The following is a 14,067-nucleotide window of genomic DNA, read 5'->3' as shown; positions in this document are numbered from 1 at the left end:
TCCTTCGCGTAGTTTTCGCGTCCTTCGCGTCCGGTCAGCCCGCATTCGGCAGCCGCGAACAAGCGCACATGCTCACCATTCTTTTCGACGGCATCGCCTACGGCATGCTGCTGTTCGTGCTCGCCGTGGGGCTGGCCGTGACGCTGGGGCTGATGAACTTCATCAACCTCGCGCACGGCGCCTTCGCGATGGCGGGCGGTTATCTCACCGTGTTCGCGATGCAGAAGTTCGGCGTGCCGTTCATGCTGTGCCTGCCGCTGGCCTTCGTGGTCGTGGCGCTGGCCGGCGCGCTGCTCGAGCGCACGCTCTACCGGCCCATGTACGGCAAGCCGCACCTCGACCAGGTGCTGTTCTCGATCGGGCTGGCCTTCATGGCGGTGGCGGCCATCGACTACTTCGTGGGCTCCTCGCAGCAGAACGTGCAGCTGCCCGAATGGCTGCGCGGGCGCACCGAGCTCGGCGATGGCGCGCTGATGCTGGGCATGGGCCACTACCGGCTGTTCATCATCGCGGTCTGCGCGGTGCTCACCGTGGTGCTGCAGCTGATCCTCTCGAAGACCCGCTTCGGCAGCCGGCTGCGCGCCGCGGTCGACGACCCGCGCGTGGCCGCGGGGCTGGGCATCAACGTCAACGTGGTGTTCCTGCTGACCTTCGCGGTCGGCTCGGGGCTCGCGGGGCTAGGCGGCGCGCTCGGTGCCGAGATCCTCGGCCTCGATCCGACCTTCCCGCTCAAGTACATGATCTATTTCCTGATCGTGGTCTCGGTCGGCGGCACCTCCTCGATCACCGGGCCGCTCGCGGCCGCGCTGCTGCTGGGCATCGCCGACGTGGCCGGCAAGTACTTCATTCCGAAGATGGGCGCCTTCACCGTCTACCTGCTGATGATCCTGATCCTGATGTGGCGGCCGCAGGGCCTGTTCACGCGCAAGGGGGGCCGCTGATGGATGCGCCTTCCGACTTCCAGTCGCCGCTGCTGCGCAAGGCGCGCTGGCACCCGGTCGAGTTCGTCGTGTGGGCCGTGGCCTTCGCGCTGCCGCTGATCACGCCCTCGCACTCGCTGCTGGTCAACGAGATCGCCATCGTCGCGCTGTTCGCGATGTCGCTCGACCTGATCCTCGGCTACACCGGCATCGTTTCGCTGGGCCATGCGGCCTTCTTCGGCTTCGGCGCCTATGCCGCGGCGCTGTTCGCCAAGCTGGTGATGCCCGACCCGACCGTGGGCCTGCTGTTCGCCATCGTGCTGTCGGCGCTGCTCGGGCTGGTGGCCAGCGTCACCATCCTGCGCGGCAGCGACCTCACGCGGCTGATGGTCACGCTCGGCACTGCGCTCCTGCTGCTCGAGCTCGCCAACAAGCTCGACTGGCTGACCGGCGGTGCCGACGGCCTGCAGGGCGTGGTGATGGGGCCGGTGCTCGGCCTGTTCGAGTTCGATCTCTACGGCCGCACGGCCGCCTGGTATTCGCTCGCCGTGATGCTGGTGCTGTTCCTCGTCATGCGCCGGCTCGTGCATTCGCCCTTCGGCGCCACGCTCAAGGCGATCCGCGACAACCGGCTGCGCGCCATGGCGATCGGCATCCCGGTGGTGTCGCGGCTGGCCGTGATCTACACCGTGGCGGCCGGCGTGGCCGGCGCCGCGGGCGCGCTGCTCGCGCAGACCACCGGCTTCGCCTCGCTCGACGTGCTGGCCTTCGACCGCTCGGCCGACGTGCTGCTGATGCTGGTGATCGGCGGCGTGGGCTGGCTCTACGGCGGCGTCGCGGGCGCCATCGTCTTCAAGCTGCTGCAGACCTGGCTGTCGTCGGTGACGCCGCAGTACTGGATGTTCTGGATCGGCCTGATCCTGGTGTTGCTGGTGCTCGTGGGCCGCGATCGTCTGCTCAAGCCCTGGACCTGGTTCGGTGCCGGCAAGAAGGGCGGTGCGGCATGACCGACACCGTGCTCTCGACCCATGGGCTGGTGATGCGCTTCGGCGGCATCACCGCGACGAACAACGTCTCGATGGAACTCCGGCGCGGCGCGCGCCATGCGCTGATCGGCCCGAACGGCGCCGGCAAGACCACGCTGATCAACCAGCTCACGGGCGTGCTCACGCCCTCCGAGGGCCGCATCACGCTGCTCGGCGAGGACATCACGCGCCTCGCGCCGCACAAGCGCGTGGCGCGCGGGCTGGTGCGCACCTTTCAGATCAACCAGCTGTTCGACTCGATGACGCCGCTCGAGACGCTGGCGCTGGTCGTGTCGCAGCACCAGGGCATCGGCGCGCAATGGTGGCGCCCGCTCGGCGCGACCAGGGCGGTGGCCGAGCGCGCGGGGCAGCTGCTCGAGCAGTTCCACCTGGCCGACGTGGCGCACCAGCAGACCAAACATCTGGCCTACGGCAAGCGCCGGCTGCTCGAGATCGCGATCGCGCTGGCCTGCGAGCCGCGCGTGCTGCTGCTCGACGAACCCGTGGCCGGCGTGCCCGCGGGCGAGCGCGAGGAGCTGCTGCAGACCGTGGCCGCGCTGCCGGCCGACGTGTCGGTGCTGCTGATCGAGCACGACATGGACCTGGTGTTCAGCTTCGCCGACCGCATGACGGTGCTGGTCAACGGCACCCTGCTGACCGAGGGCGATCCCGAGGCCATCGCCAACGACCCGCGGGTCAAGGAGGTCTACCTCGGCCATGGCCAGACCGCCGAGGTCGCCCATGTCTGAGCTGCTGCGCATCGAGAACCTGAGCGCCGGCTACGGCGAGGCCGTGGTGCTGCACGACGTTTCCTTCGCGCTCGGCGAGGGCCGCACGCTCGCGCTGCTGGGCCGCAACGGCACCGGCAAGACCACGCTGATCAACACCCTGGCGGGCGCCACGCGCCAGCACGGCGGCAGCATCGCGCTCGGCGGCCAGGCGCTGCACCGGCTCGCGCCGCACCAGCGCGCGGCGGCCGGCATCGGCTGGGTGCCGCAGGAACGCAACATCTTCAAGTCGCTCACCGTGCACGAGAACCTCACGGCCGTGGAGCGGCCCGGGCCGTGGAATCCGCGCCGCGTCTACGAGATGTTCCCGCGCCTGGCCGAGCGCAAGACCAACCTCGGTACCCAGCTGTCGGGCGGCGAGCAGCAGATGCTGGCCGTGGGCCGCGCGCTGGTGCTGAACCCGAAGCTGCTGCTGCTCGACGAGCCGCTCGAGGGCCTGGCGCCGATCATCGTGGAGGAGCTGCTGCGCGCCATCCGCCGCATCACGCGCGACGAGGGCCTGGCCGCGATCGTGGTCGAGCAGCATCCGCAGGCGATCCTCGCGATCTCCGACGAGGCCGTGGTGCTCGACCACGGGACCATCGTGCATGCCGACAGCGCGGCCGCGCTGCGCGCGCAGCTGCAGGTGCTCGATCGCTTGCTGGGTGTGGCGCGCTAGGCGGTCGACGCATCGGCCGGAAAGACAAGGAGACAGAAGACCATGGAGATCCGGAACACGACGATGCGACGAACCGCCGGCCTGTCGGCCCTGGCGATCGCCGCGGGCCTGCTCGCCGCCTGCGGCACCGGCGGGCCTTCCGCGCCGCAAAGCCTGAGCCTCGGGCCCGACCCCGCCGTGGCCTGCGCGCGCCGCGCGGCACCGGTGCCGCCCGGCGCGATCGGCCTGCCCAGCGGCATGGCGACCATCGACACCGCCACCCTCGTGGCCGCCGCGCCGCTGGCGGTGGCGGAGCGCGGCCCGAGTCCGGCGGCGCGCATCACGCCGGCCACGCCCGCGCATTGCCGGCTGCTCGGGCGCATCGCGCCGCTCGATGCCGCGGCGCCGCCGATCGGGTTCCAGGTCAACCTGCCGCTGGCCTGGAACGGCCGCAGCCTGCAGTACGGCGGCGGCGGGTTCAACGGCGTGCTGATCACCGGCCTGGCGCTGGTGCCGGCGGCCCGCTTCGACCAGCCCACGCCGCTCGCGCAGGGCTACGTGACCTACGGCACCGACTCCGGCCACCAGAACGTGGCCGGCCAGCCGCCGCAGGCCTTCGCGCTCAACGACGAGGCGCTCGAGAACTTCGCGCATGCCTCGTACAAGAAGGTGCGCGACGTGGCCGTGGCGCTGATGCAGCGCGCCTACGGACAGGCGCCGCGCAAGCTCTACTTCATGGGCAGCTCGGAGGGCGGACGCGAGGCGCTGACCATGGCGCAGCGCTATCCGCGCGACTTCGACGGCATCTTCAGCCGCGTGCCGGTCATCAACTGGACCGGGCTGCAGCATGCGGGCACGCGCAACGGCATCGCCACCTTCGGCGAGGGCTGGCTGCGGCCCGCGCAGGTGCAGCGGGTGCACGAGGCCGTGCTCGCGGCCTGCGATGCCGCCGACGGCGCAGCCGATCGCATCGTGTCGAACCCGGTGGCCTGCCTGCAGCGCTTCGACCCGGCCAGCCTGCGCTGCGCGGCGGGCACGCGCGGGGACGACTGCCTCAACGACGCGCAGGTGCAGGCGGTGCGCACGCTGCGTTCGCCGTGGCGCTCGCCCGTGCCGCTGGCCAACGGCATCGCGGAGTACCCGGGCTGGGGCATCGGCGGCGAGGCCACGCCGGCCTTCGCCTCGATGGGCGGCTGGAACGCCTGGTGGACCGGCAGTGCCGCGCCGACCGTGCCGCCGCAGCCGAGCAACGGCATCGCGTGGTTCTACGGCAGCGGCGCGCTGCAGTACTTCTATGCCCGCGATCCGTCGCTCGACGTGCGCAACTACCGCGCCGAGGACCATGCGGCGCGCATCGCCACCGTCTCGCGGCTGATGGATTCGACCGACCCCGACCTCGGCGCCTTCAGCGCGCGCGGCGGCAAGCTGCTGATGCTCGAGCACATGGCCGACTATGCGCAGAGCCCGTTCGCGGGCATCCGCTACCACGAGTCGGTGGTCGCGCGCATGGGCCGCGCCGAGGCGGACCGCTTCATGCGGCTGTACACCGCGCCCGGCGTGGACCACGTGGGCAGCGGCGCGCCGGCCAACGTCGACATGCTCGGCGTGCTGGTCGACTGGGTCGAGCGCGGCCGCGCGCCCGCCGGCCTGCAACTGCTCGAGCAGGAGGTGCAGCCGCCCTTCAGGACGGTGCGCGCGCGCCCGCTGTGCGAATGGCCGCTGTGGCCGCGCTACGTGGGAGGCGATGTGGCGCAGGCGGCGAGCTTCCAGTGCACGCGCTAGCGCCGGGCCGATCTTCAAGCGGCGCTTGAAAGAGTTTCCGGGCGCGAGGGCTTTTTCATGCACGGGCCTGCTCGCACACTGCGGGGTCCCTGTCACACCCTCCACGCCCCATGAACACGACCCCCATCATCGGCATCGCCGTCCTGAAAGCCCGGCCCGGTCGGCGCGAATCCCTTCGCGCCGCATTGAGCGCGCTGGTGCCACCCACGCGCCAGGAGCCCGGCTGCCTCGACTACACGCTGTTCGAACTGCGCGACGAACCCGGCAGCTTCTACATGCGCGAGTCGTTCCGGGACCAGGCCGCGCTGGATGCGCATCTGGCCACGCCGCACTTCAAGGCCTTCGAGCAGCGCTTCGACGAACTGCTCGAGGAGCCGATCCGGCTGGTCTTTCTGGAGCAGGTCGCGTAGCGCTCAGATCGCGCAGCCGTCCGGGCCGCAGGCCGGCGTTGCCGACGAAGTCGACGCCGGCGCCGCGAAGCTCGCGAGCTGCGCCTTCCACGCGTCCGGCCGGCCCAGCCACGGGCCGATGTCGACCCGGCCCGCGCCGCCATCGGGCCGCGCGAGCACGAAGGTCGGGAAGCCCTGGCCACCGACGCGGCGCAGCAGCGCGCGGCTGGCCTCGATGTGTTGCGCGGTCGCTTCGCCCGACAGCCGCGCGAAGGCCGCGGCGAAGGCCTCGGCATCGAAGCCCAGTTCCGCGGCCAGCGCCTGCAGCACGTCGGCGTCGGCGATGCGCCGGCCCTCGGCGTAGTGCGCGCGCTGCACGCGATGGGCCATGTCGAGCGCGCCACCCGCGCGCAGCGACTCGGCCGCGAGGATCGCGGTGGTCGGCGGCTCGGAGTCCATCACGGCCGTGCCGTCGCGCAGCAGGCCTTCGAAGTAGGCCTCGCCGAAGGGCTGGCCCGTGAGCTCGGCGATGCGGCGGTCGTGCGGCAGCACGTAGTCGCGCCACTGCGGCGTGATGGCGCGGCGGTTGGCGCCGGTCATCATGCCGCCGCCATGCAGTTCGACGCGCAGGCCCGGCACCTCGCGCGCGGCCTCGACCAGCGGCGCGGCGGCATAGCACCAGCCGCACAGCGGATCGAAGATGCAATGCAGGGTGGTGGCTTCGTTCATTGCGGCCATTTCATCTCTCCCTTGATGACCTTCGCGCTCAGTTCGAGCGAGGAGGCGTCCTCCAGCTTGGGGTAGCGCTTCTTCATCGCGGCGATCAGCGCGGCCGAGTCCTTGGCTTTCGCGGCCTCGGTCTCGAAGGCCTGCAGGTAGGCGCGCGTGAAGTTCACCGAGGCGAGCGTGGAGGGCGCCGAGCCGTCGGCGTTCGGCAGGTAGTGGCCGGGCACCACGGTCTTCGGCTTGAGCGCCGCGATGCGGTCGAGCGTGCGGCGCCAGTCGCGGCGCGACTCGGGTGTCTGCGTGTCGGCCACCCAGAGGTGGATGTTGGCCGATACCGGCACGCCGCCGACCACGGTCCTGAGCGAGGGAATCCACGCGACGGTGCGTGCGGGCGTGGGGCCGACGACCTGGATCTTGCGGCCCTCGAGCTCGATCGTGTCGCCCGCGAGCGGCTCGGGCACCACCAGCGACTGCGGCGCGTTGTCCTTGAGGATCGGACCCCAGTGGGCCAGCTTGCCGTCCTTCGAGGCCTGGATCGCGGCCACGGTCTGCGGCGTGGCGACGATCTTCGCGTCGGGGAAGGCGGCATGGATCACGTCGAGGCCGAAGTAATAGTCGGGGTCGCTGTGGCTGATGTAGACGGTGGCGAGCCTGCGGCCGCCGGCCTGGATCTTCTTCACCAGCGCCTGGGCGTCGTTGCGCTGGAACTGGGCGTCGATCAGCACGGCCTCCTTCTCGCCCGAGACGATGCTCGAGGAGACGGGAAACAGCGAGGCCGCGCCAGGGTTGTAGACCTCGAGCGTCAAGGGGGAGGCGGATGCGGCGAGACCGAGGGTGGAGAAGGCGGCGAGCGCGGTGGCGGCGAGGAAGCTGCGGCGGAACATGGCGATTCTTTCTGCGGATGAGGGTGTGACAGGTGAAGCCCGCAGTGTGGATGGCGCCGAACGAAACAAAAACCGGCTTCCGCGCAAAGGATCGTTTCGCAATCCGGTCGAATCGGGCGGATCAGTCGCGCCGCGCCAGCTTCTCGAGGTGCGCCACCAGCAGCTGTGCCGCGGGCGACAGCGAGGCCTCGTCGCGAAAGCAGATCGCGAAGCGGCGCTTCGCCCACGGGTCGGCCAGCGGCATCAGGCACAGGCCGTAGGCCGCGGTGAAGGGCTGCGCCACCTCGGCCGGCACCACGCTGATCGCGAGGCCGGCGCGCACGACGCGCAGCGCGGCGTCGAAGTTCGACACCAGCACGCGGTGCACCAGCGGCTTGCCCGCGGCCGTGGCCTCGCGCGCGAGCAGCAGCTGCACCGCGCTGAGCGCGGGCATGCCGACGAACTCGTGGTCGAGCAACTGCTCGAAGCGCACCTCGCGCATCCGCGCCACCGGGTGCGAGGGATGGGCCACCACCGCGAGGTGGTCGCTGCGGTAGTCGCGCCGCTGCAGGCCCTCGAGGTCGGCCGCGTCCCAGCACAGGCCGATCGAGGCCACGCCCTCGCGGATGCCGCGCACGATCTCGGGGCTGACGCGCTCCTCCATGTCGACGCGGATGTTGCGGTGCGCCGGGTCCTGCAGGAAATCGGCCACGTCCTCGGCCAGCGACTCGGCCATCACCGAGGCCGAGGCCAGCATGCGCACGTGGCCGCGCATGCCGCCGGCATAGGCCGCCATGTCGCGCTCGATGCGGTTCACGCTGCCGAGCATGGCGCGCGCATGCTCGAGCAGGGTTTCGCCGGCCGCCGTGGGCACCACGCCGCGGCGGCGTCGCACGAACAGCGGCGTGCCCAGCGTGTCCTCGAGCTGCGCCAGCCGCTTGCTGATGGCCGAGCCGACGATGCTGGCCTGGGCGCCGGCGCGCGCGATGCTGCGGGTTTCGCAGACCGAGACGAACAGGCGCAGGGTGGTGAGGTCGAGGTCGCGCATGGCGTCGGCTCCGTTGTTTTCGTGGTGTTCCGATTCGGAACGGATCGGCTTCCGAAATATAGCTTCTGCATCGAATCGGAAAGTCTAAGAATGACGCCGATTCCAGACACCCATCGCACGGAGACACCGCCTTGACCGAACCTTCCGCCCTGGCGCGCCCGCACGCCTTCCTGCCGCCGCGCGCCACCGTGCGCGAAGTGGGCCTGCGCGACGGCCTGCAGAGCATCGCCCGCACCCTGCCCACCGAGCACAAGCGCGAATGGATCCGTGCTGCCCATGGGGCAGGCCAGCGCGAGATCGAGGTCGGCTCCTTCGTGCCCGCGCGGCTGCTGCCGCAACTGGCCGACACGGCCGAGTTGCTGGCCTTCGCGAAGACCCTGCCGGGCCTGTTCGCCTCGGTGCTGGTGCCCAACCTGAAGGGCGCCGAACGCGCCATCGAGGGCGAGGCCGACCTGCTGGTGGTGCCGCTGTCGGCCAGCCATGCGCACAGCCTCGCCAACCTGCGCAAGACGCCCGACGAGGTGGTGGCCGAGGTCGGCCGCATCCGCGCCGCGCGCGATGCCGCGGGCTCGAGGACGCTGATCGAGGGCGGCGTGGGCACCGCCTTCGGCTGCACGCTGCAGGGCCCCGTGGCGCCCGAGGAGGTGCTGCGGCTGATGCAGGCGCTGCTCGACGCGGGCGCCGACCGCGTGAGCCTGGCCGACACCGTCGGCTATGCCGATCCGGCGATGGTGCGCCGCCTGTTCGAGCGCGCGCGGGCCATCGCGGGCGAGCGGCTGTGGTGTGGCCATTTCCACGACACGCGCGGGCTGGGGCTGGCCAACGTCTATGCGGCGCTCGAGGTCGGCATCGCGCGCTTCGACGCCTGCCTGGCCGGCATCGGCGGCTGCCCGCACGCGCCGGGCGCCAGCGGCAACGTCGACACCGAGGACCTGCTGTTCATGCTGCAGAGCATGGGCGTGGCCACGGGCGTCGACCTGCGGCAGCTGCTCGCGCTGCGCGGGCGCGTGGCGCAATGGCTGGACGGCGAGACCCTGCAGGGCACGCTGTGGCGCGCGGGCTTCCCGAAGACCTTCGCGCAGGAAGAGGTGGCGGCATGAGCGCCCTCGAAGAGAAGCGCCTGCCGCTGGCCGGCATCCGCGTGGTCGAGTTCACCCACATGGTGATGGGCCCGACCTGTGGCATGGTGCTGGCCGACCTCGGCGCCGAGGTCATCAAGGTCGAGCCCATCGAGGGCGACCGCACGCGCCACCTGCTGGGCGCGGGCGCGGGCTTCTTCCCGATGTTCAACCGCAACAAGAAGAGCATCGCGCTCGACCTGCGCCATCCGCAGGGGCTCGAGGCCGCGCTGCGCCTGTGCGCCGGCGCCGACGTGGTGGCGCAGAACTTCAAGCCCGGCACCATGGGGAAGTACGGCCTCGACTACGCCGCGCTGCGCCGGCTCAACCCGCGGCTGGTGTACGTCAACCACACGGGCTTCCTGCCCGGCCCCTACGAGCACCGCACCGCGCTCGACGAGGTGGTGCAGATGATGGGCGGGCTGGCCTACATGACCGGCCGGCCTGGCGACCCGCTGCGCGCGGGCACCAGCGTCAACGACATCATGGGCGGCATGTTCGGCGCCATCGGCGCGATGGCCGCGCTGATGCAGCGCGGCCAGACCGGAGAGGGGCAGGAGGTGCATTCGGCGCTGTTCGAGAACAACGTGTTCCTGGTCGGCCAGCACATGCTGCAGTACGCGATCACGGGCCAGGCCGCGGCGCCGATGCCCGATCGCATCTCGGCCTGGGCGCTGTACGACGTGTTCACCGTGAAGGACGGCGAGCAGATCTTCCTGGCCGCGGTCAGCGACGCGCAATGGCAGAGCTTCTGCGATGCCCTGGGCTTCGACGACCTGAAGGCCGACCCGGCGCTGCGCACCAACAACGACCGCGTGCGGCTGCGCCCGACGCTGCTGGCGGACCTGCGCGCGCGGCTGGCCTCGCGCCCGGCCGCCGAGCTGTCGGCGCTCTTCGAGGCGCGCGGCCTGCCGTTCGCGCCGATCGTGCGGCCCGAGGACCTCTACGGCGATCCGCACCTGCTGGCCACCGGCGGCCTGGCCGACATCCGCCTGCCCGACGGCGAGCGCGCGGGCCAGACCGCGCAGACCACGCTGTTCCCGATCACGCTGGGCGGCGAGCGCCTGGGCGTGCGCCTCGATCCGCCCGCGTTGGGCGAGCACACGCGCGAACTGCTGGCCGAGCTCGGCTACGGCGAGGCGCAGATGCAGGCGCTGCTCGACGACGCGGCCGTGGCATAGACCGGTTTTCTTTTCCCCATGACTACAACGAGAGACAAGACGATGCCCAACCAACTGCCTTCCTTCATCGACCGCCGCGCGCTGCTGGGCCTGGGTGCCGGCGCGGCCGCGCTCGCCGCCTGGCCCGCCTGGGCACAGGGCGACCGGCCCGTGCGCTTCATCCTGCCGATCAGCGCGGGCTCGGGCGTGGACGCCATCGTGCGCGCCGCCACGGTCGCGCTCGGCAAGGCCTTCGGCCAGCCGGTGGTGGTCGAGAACCAGCCGGGCGCGGGCGGCATCACCGGCACCTCGACCGTGGTCAAGGCCGTGCCCGACGGCTTCACCTTGGGCATGGTGTCGAACAACCACGTCATCAACCCGGCGGTGTTCAGGAAGATGCCCTTCGACCCGATCGCCGACGTGACGCCGATCAGCGTGGTGGGCGCCACGCCGCTGGTGCTGGCGGTGAACCCGAAGCTGCCGGCGAAGAACGTGAAGGAGCTGGTGGCGCTGCTGCGCGCGAAGCCCGAGGGCTACAACTACGCCTCCTCGGGCAACGGCACCATCATCCACCTGGCCGGCGAGATGTTCATGGACGAGGCCGGCGTGAAGGCGCGGCACATTCCGTACAAGGGCACGGGCCCGATGGTCACCGACATGATCGCGGGCCAGGTCGAGATGGGCGTGGTCGCGCTGCCGGCCGTGCAGCCGCACCTGAAGAGCGGCGCGCTGCGCGCCATCGGCCTGTGCGGCCCGGCGCGCTCGCCGGCCGCGCCCGAGATGCCGACCATCGCCGAGCAGGGGCTGCCGAACTACGTGGTCGAGGGCTGGTTCGCGGTGATCGGGCCGGCGAAGATGCAGGCGGCCGAGGTGCAGCGCGTGCACGATGCCGTGGCCGCGGCCTTCGCGAGCGCCGAGGTGCGCGAGGCCATGGACAAGCAGGGCAACCTCATCAAGCCGACCACGCCCGAGCAGGCGGCCGCCTATTTCCGCAGCGAGGCGGCGCGCTACGCGGCGCTGGTGAAGAAGGCCAACGTGGTGCTCGAGTGAGCACGCGGGCTTTCGCGGCCCGGGGCGATCAGTTCTCGGGCCGCACCGCGCGGTAGAGCGCGCGCACGAAATCCGACTGGGTGATCATGCCGGCCAGCCGCTTCTCGGCGTCGATGATCGGGATGTGGTGGTGGCCGCCCTCGGAGAACAGCGGCACCAGGTCGACCACGGGGCGGTCGGCGCTGGCCACGCGCACCTGGCGCGTCATGATCTGGCCCACCACCTCGGGCTTGTTCGAGACCACGGTGCGGGTGGCGCGGATGAAGTCGCGCAGCCGGCCCGCGATGCCCTCGTGGTGCGCCAGGTCGAGCTGGCGGAAGAAGTCGGCCTGCGTGACGATGCCCACCACGCGGCGCGTGCGGTCGACCACCGGCAGCGCCTTGATGCGGCGCTCGTGCATCAGCGCCCAGGCCTCCTGCAGCGGCGTGCCGAACTCCACCGTGATCGGCGTGCGCGACATGATGTCGTCGCAGTGCAGGGTGCCGAGCCGCCGCTTGTAGCTCTCGAGCTCGGTCTGCTGGATCAGCGACTCGAGGTCGTCGCGGCTGATGTCGAGCACCTGGTTGTAGCGCGCCAGCACGGCATCGATGTCGGCCTGGCTGAAGCGCGCGTCGGCGCGCGGCGGCTGCGCCACCTGCACGTGCGGATAGCGCCGGCCGGTGAAGCTGTTGTAGGCCGCGCCCGCGAGCACCAGCAGCAGCGAGTTGACGAAGAAGGGGAAGAAGGCCGACGACAGGTGCGTGGTGTGGGTGAGCACCGCGAGCAGCGCCGCGGCGCCGCCCGGCGGATGCAGGCAGCGCGCCACGAACATCAGGCCGATGGCGCCGCCGACCGCGACCGCGGCGGCCACCGCCGGGTCGGGAATCCAGTTGACGCTGGCGATGCCCACGATGGCCGACAGCGTGTTGCCGCCCACCACCGACCAGGGCTGCGCGAGCGGGCTGGCCGGCACCGCGAACACCAGCACCGCGCTCGCGCCCAGCGGCGCGATCAGCCACACGGCGTTGCCGCCGAGCGTCTGCGCGATCCAGCGGCAGATCAGCGCCGTGATCAGCAGCCCGAGGGCCGCGCCGCCCATGGCGCGCAGGCGCTCGCGCGCATCGACGGTGGTGCGGCCCGGCAGCCAGGCACGCAGGTAGACGAGGAGCTTGTTGGCGGAGGACATGCGGATCGAAGAGTGTCTCGGTGTTGTTCTTGTTCGTTCGCCGGCCGCCGCTTCAGCCCTCGTGGGCGACGCGCCGTCCGATGTCGGGCCAGCGGCCGTGCAGCCAGACCCAGGCCACCAGACCAATGGCCAGCATCAGGGTGGAAGTGAGCGCGAGCGCGAGCGTGGAATGCATCACCAGCGGCGCCACCGCGCCAGCCACGATGCCGTTGGCGGTGGAGCCGATCACGGCCTGCAGCGAGGAGGCCATGCCGCGGCGCTCGGGATGCAGGTCGAGCACCAGCAGCGTGACCACCGGCACCATCAGCGCCCAGCCGAAGGCGAACACCGCGAGCGGCCACAGCGCCCAGGCCACGTGGGCCTGGAAGAAGGTGTTGGCGACCACGTTGACCACCGAGGTGACCAGCATGATCAGGAAGCCGTCGCGGATCTGGCGCTTGGGCGCCACCTTGCCGGCCATGCGCCCGCTGGCGCGCGCGCCGAGCATGATGCCGCCGATGGTCAGCAGGAAGAACCAGAAGAACTGCTGCGGCTGCAGCGCGAGGTGGTCGCCGAGGAAGGCCGGCGCGGCCAGCACGTAGAGGAACATGCCGTTGAAGGGCACGCCGCTGGCGAAGGCCAGCAGCAGGAAGCGCGGGTCGGAACACAGGTCCCAGTAGCCGCGCAGCAGGTGGCGCACGTGGAAGGACTGGCGGTGCGAGGGGTGCAGCGTCTCGGGCAGCAGCTTGTAGTTGGCCGCGAACAGCACCACGCCCACGGCCACCAGGAACCAGAACACCGCGTGCCAGCCCGCGTGCACGAACAGGAAGCCGCCGACGATCGGCGCGATGGCGGGCGCCACGCCGAAGTAGATCGTGACCTGGCTCATCACGCGCTGGGCCTCGGCGGGCGGGAACATGTCGCGGATCACCGCGCGCGAGACCACGATGCCCGCGCCCGTCGACAGGCCCTGCAGGCCGCGGAACAGCACCAGCTGCGTGATCGTCTGCGACAGCGCGCAGCCCAGCGAGGCCAGCGTGAACACCGCGAGGCCCCACAGCACCACCGGGCGGCGTCCGAAGCTGTCGGACAGCGCGCCATGGAACAGGTTCATGAACGCGAAGCCGAACAGGTAGGCCGAGAGCGTCTGCTGCATCTCGGCCGGCGTCGCGCCGATCGAGCGCGCGATGCCCGAGAAGGCGGGGATGTAGGTATCGATGGAGAAGGGCCCGAGCATGCCGAGCACCGCGAGCAGCACGGCCAGCGCCCAGCGCGGGGCTTGCCAGAGTTTGTCTGCATCGGGATTCATGATGAGGATTGCTCCATTCTTCTTATCTGGGTGGCTGTCGCAGAGGGGCCCAAAAAAGAAAGCGCCCTTGCGGGCGCCTCCTTTGCGGGGAAATACCGGGAGACCGGC

Annotated in this window: 13 protein-coding genes and 1 pseudogene; 9 read left to right on the top strand and 5 right to left on the bottom strand. The window is 71.1% G+C overall.

Going from position 1 to position 14,067, the window contains the following annotated elements; translation table 11 throughout:
* The first annotated feature begins 68 nt into the window (after nt 1-68).
* From ACEN9J_RS10245 to ACEN9J_RS10220, 6 genes are all read left to right on the top strand, one after another.
* Nucleotides 69-941, top strand: coding sequence for a branched-chain amino acid ABC transporter permease (locus ACEN9J_RS10245; RefSeq protein WP_057595671.1), 873 nt, complete (start codon nt 69-71; stop codon nt 939-941).
* Nucleotides 941-1,927 carry a branched-chain amino acid ABC transporter permease gene (locus tag ACEN9J_RS10240; RefSeq protein ID WP_296731983.1) on the top strand — a complete coding sequence of 329 codons (987 nt, stop codon included), beginning with the start codon at nt 941-943 and terminating at the stop codon, nt 1,925-1,927. The genes ACEN9J_RS10245 and ACEN9J_RS10240 overlap by 1 nt, the downstream gene beginning before the upstream one ends.
* The gene (locus tag ACEN9J_RS10235; protein WP_413763978.1) at nt 1,924-2,694 is read left to right on the top strand and encodes an ABC transporter ATP-binding protein; all 771 of its coding nucleotides are present in this window, start codon (nt 1,924-1,926) and stop codon (nt 2,692-2,694) included. The genes ACEN9J_RS10240 and ACEN9J_RS10235 overlap by 4 nt, the downstream gene beginning before the upstream one ends.
* Complete coding sequence (locus ACEN9J_RS10230; RefSeq protein WP_413763977.1) at nt 2,687-3,391, top strand: ABC transporter ATP-binding protein; 705 nt, start codon at nt 2,687-2,689, stop codon at nt 3,389-3,391. Before ACEN9J_RS10235 ends, ACEN9J_RS10230 begins: the two co-directional genes overlap by 8 nt.
* 63 nt (nt 3,392-3,454) lie before the next feature.
* Nucleotides 3,455-5,152, top strand: coding sequence for a tannase/feruloyl esterase family alpha/beta hydrolase (locus ACEN9J_RS10225; RefSeq protein ID WP_413763976.1), 1,698 nt, complete (start codon nt 3,455-3,457; stop codon nt 5,150-5,152).
* Between the two features lie 110 nt (nt 5,153-5,262).
* Nucleotides 5,263-5,562 (top strand): putative quinol monooxygenase, encoded by a 300-nt coding sequence (locus tag ACEN9J_RS10220; RefSeq protein WP_413763975.1) that lies wholly within the window; start codon nt 5,263-5,265, stop codon nt 5,560-5,562.
* Between the two features lie 3 nt (nt 5,563-5,565).
* Here the strand turns inward: ACEN9J_RS10220 and ACEN9J_RS10215 are convergent, their stop codons facing one another.
* The 3 genes and pseudogenes from ACEN9J_RS10215 to ACEN9J_RS10205 all read right to left on the bottom strand — a co-directional run bounded on the left by ACEN9J_RS10215 (nt 5,566) and on the right by ACEN9J_RS10205 (nt 8,178).
* On the bottom strand, nt 5,566-6,279 hold the full coding sequence (locus ACEN9J_RS10215) for a DsbA family protein (RefSeq protein ID WP_413763974.1): 714 nt from the start codon (nt 6,277-6,279) through the stop codon (nt 5,566-5,568).
* A pseudogene (locus ACEN9J_RS10210) lies at nt 6,273-7,151 on the bottom strand (MBL fold metallo-hydrolase); the annotation flags it as partial. The gene ACEN9J_RS10215 and the pseudogene ACEN9J_RS10210, both read right to left, overlap by 7 nt.
* Nucleotides 7,152-7,272: 121 nt before the next feature.
* Nucleotides 7,273-8,178, bottom strand: a complete 906-nt coding sequence (locus ACEN9J_RS10205; RefSeq protein ID WP_057590428.1) for a LysR family transcriptional regulator — start codon at nt 8,176-8,178, stop codon at nt 7,273-7,275.
* 131 nt (nt 8,179-8,309) lie between these two features.
* Between ACEN9J_RS10205 and ACEN9J_RS10200 the strand changes: the two genes are divergently transcribed.
* The 3 genes from ACEN9J_RS10200 to ACEN9J_RS10190 are packed head-to-tail and all read left to right on the top strand — an operon-like array spanning nt 8,310 to nt 11,506.
* Complete coding sequence (locus ACEN9J_RS10200) at nt 8,310-9,278, top strand: hydroxymethylglutaryl-CoA lyase (RefSeq protein WP_413763973.1); 969 nt, start codon at nt 8,310-8,312, stop codon at nt 9,276-9,278.
* Nucleotides 9,275-10,477, top strand: a complete 1,203-nt coding sequence (locus ACEN9J_RS10195) for a CaiB/BaiF CoA transferase family protein (RefSeq protein ID WP_057590426.1) — start codon at nt 9,275-9,277, stop codon at nt 10,475-10,477. Before ACEN9J_RS10200 ends, ACEN9J_RS10195 begins: the two co-directional genes overlap by 4 nt.
* Nucleotides 10,478-10,519: 42 nt before the next feature.
* Complete coding sequence (locus ACEN9J_RS10190; protein WP_413763972.1) at nt 10,520-11,506, top strand: tripartite tricarboxylate transporter substrate binding protein; 987 nt, start codon at nt 10,520-10,522, stop codon at nt 11,504-11,506.
* Between the two features lie 28 nt (nt 11,507-11,534).
* Here ACEN9J_RS10190 and ACEN9J_RS10185 read toward each other — a convergent pair whose 3' ends face one another.
* Complete coding sequence (locus ACEN9J_RS10185; protein ID WP_057590424.1) at nt 11,535-12,671, bottom strand: HPP family protein; 1,137 nt, start codon at nt 12,669-12,671, stop codon at nt 11,535-11,537.
* A 52-nt stretch (nt 12,672-12,723) separates the two neighbouring features.
* Nucleotides 12,724-13,959 (bottom strand): multidrug effflux MFS transporter, encoded by a 1,236-nt coding sequence (locus ACEN9J_RS10180; RefSeq protein ID WP_057590423.1) that lies wholly within the window; start codon nt 13,957-13,959, stop codon nt 12,724-12,726.
* Nucleotides 13,960-14,067: the final 108 nt, after the last annotated feature.

The organism is Variovorax sp. Varisp41, from assembly GCF_047325085.1.
Lineage (GTDB): Bacteria > Pseudomonadota > Gammaproteobacteria > Burkholderiales > Burkholderiaceae_C > Variovorax.
Note: the sequence above shows the minus strand (reverse complement) of the source record. Positions and strands in the feature narration are given on the sequence as shown.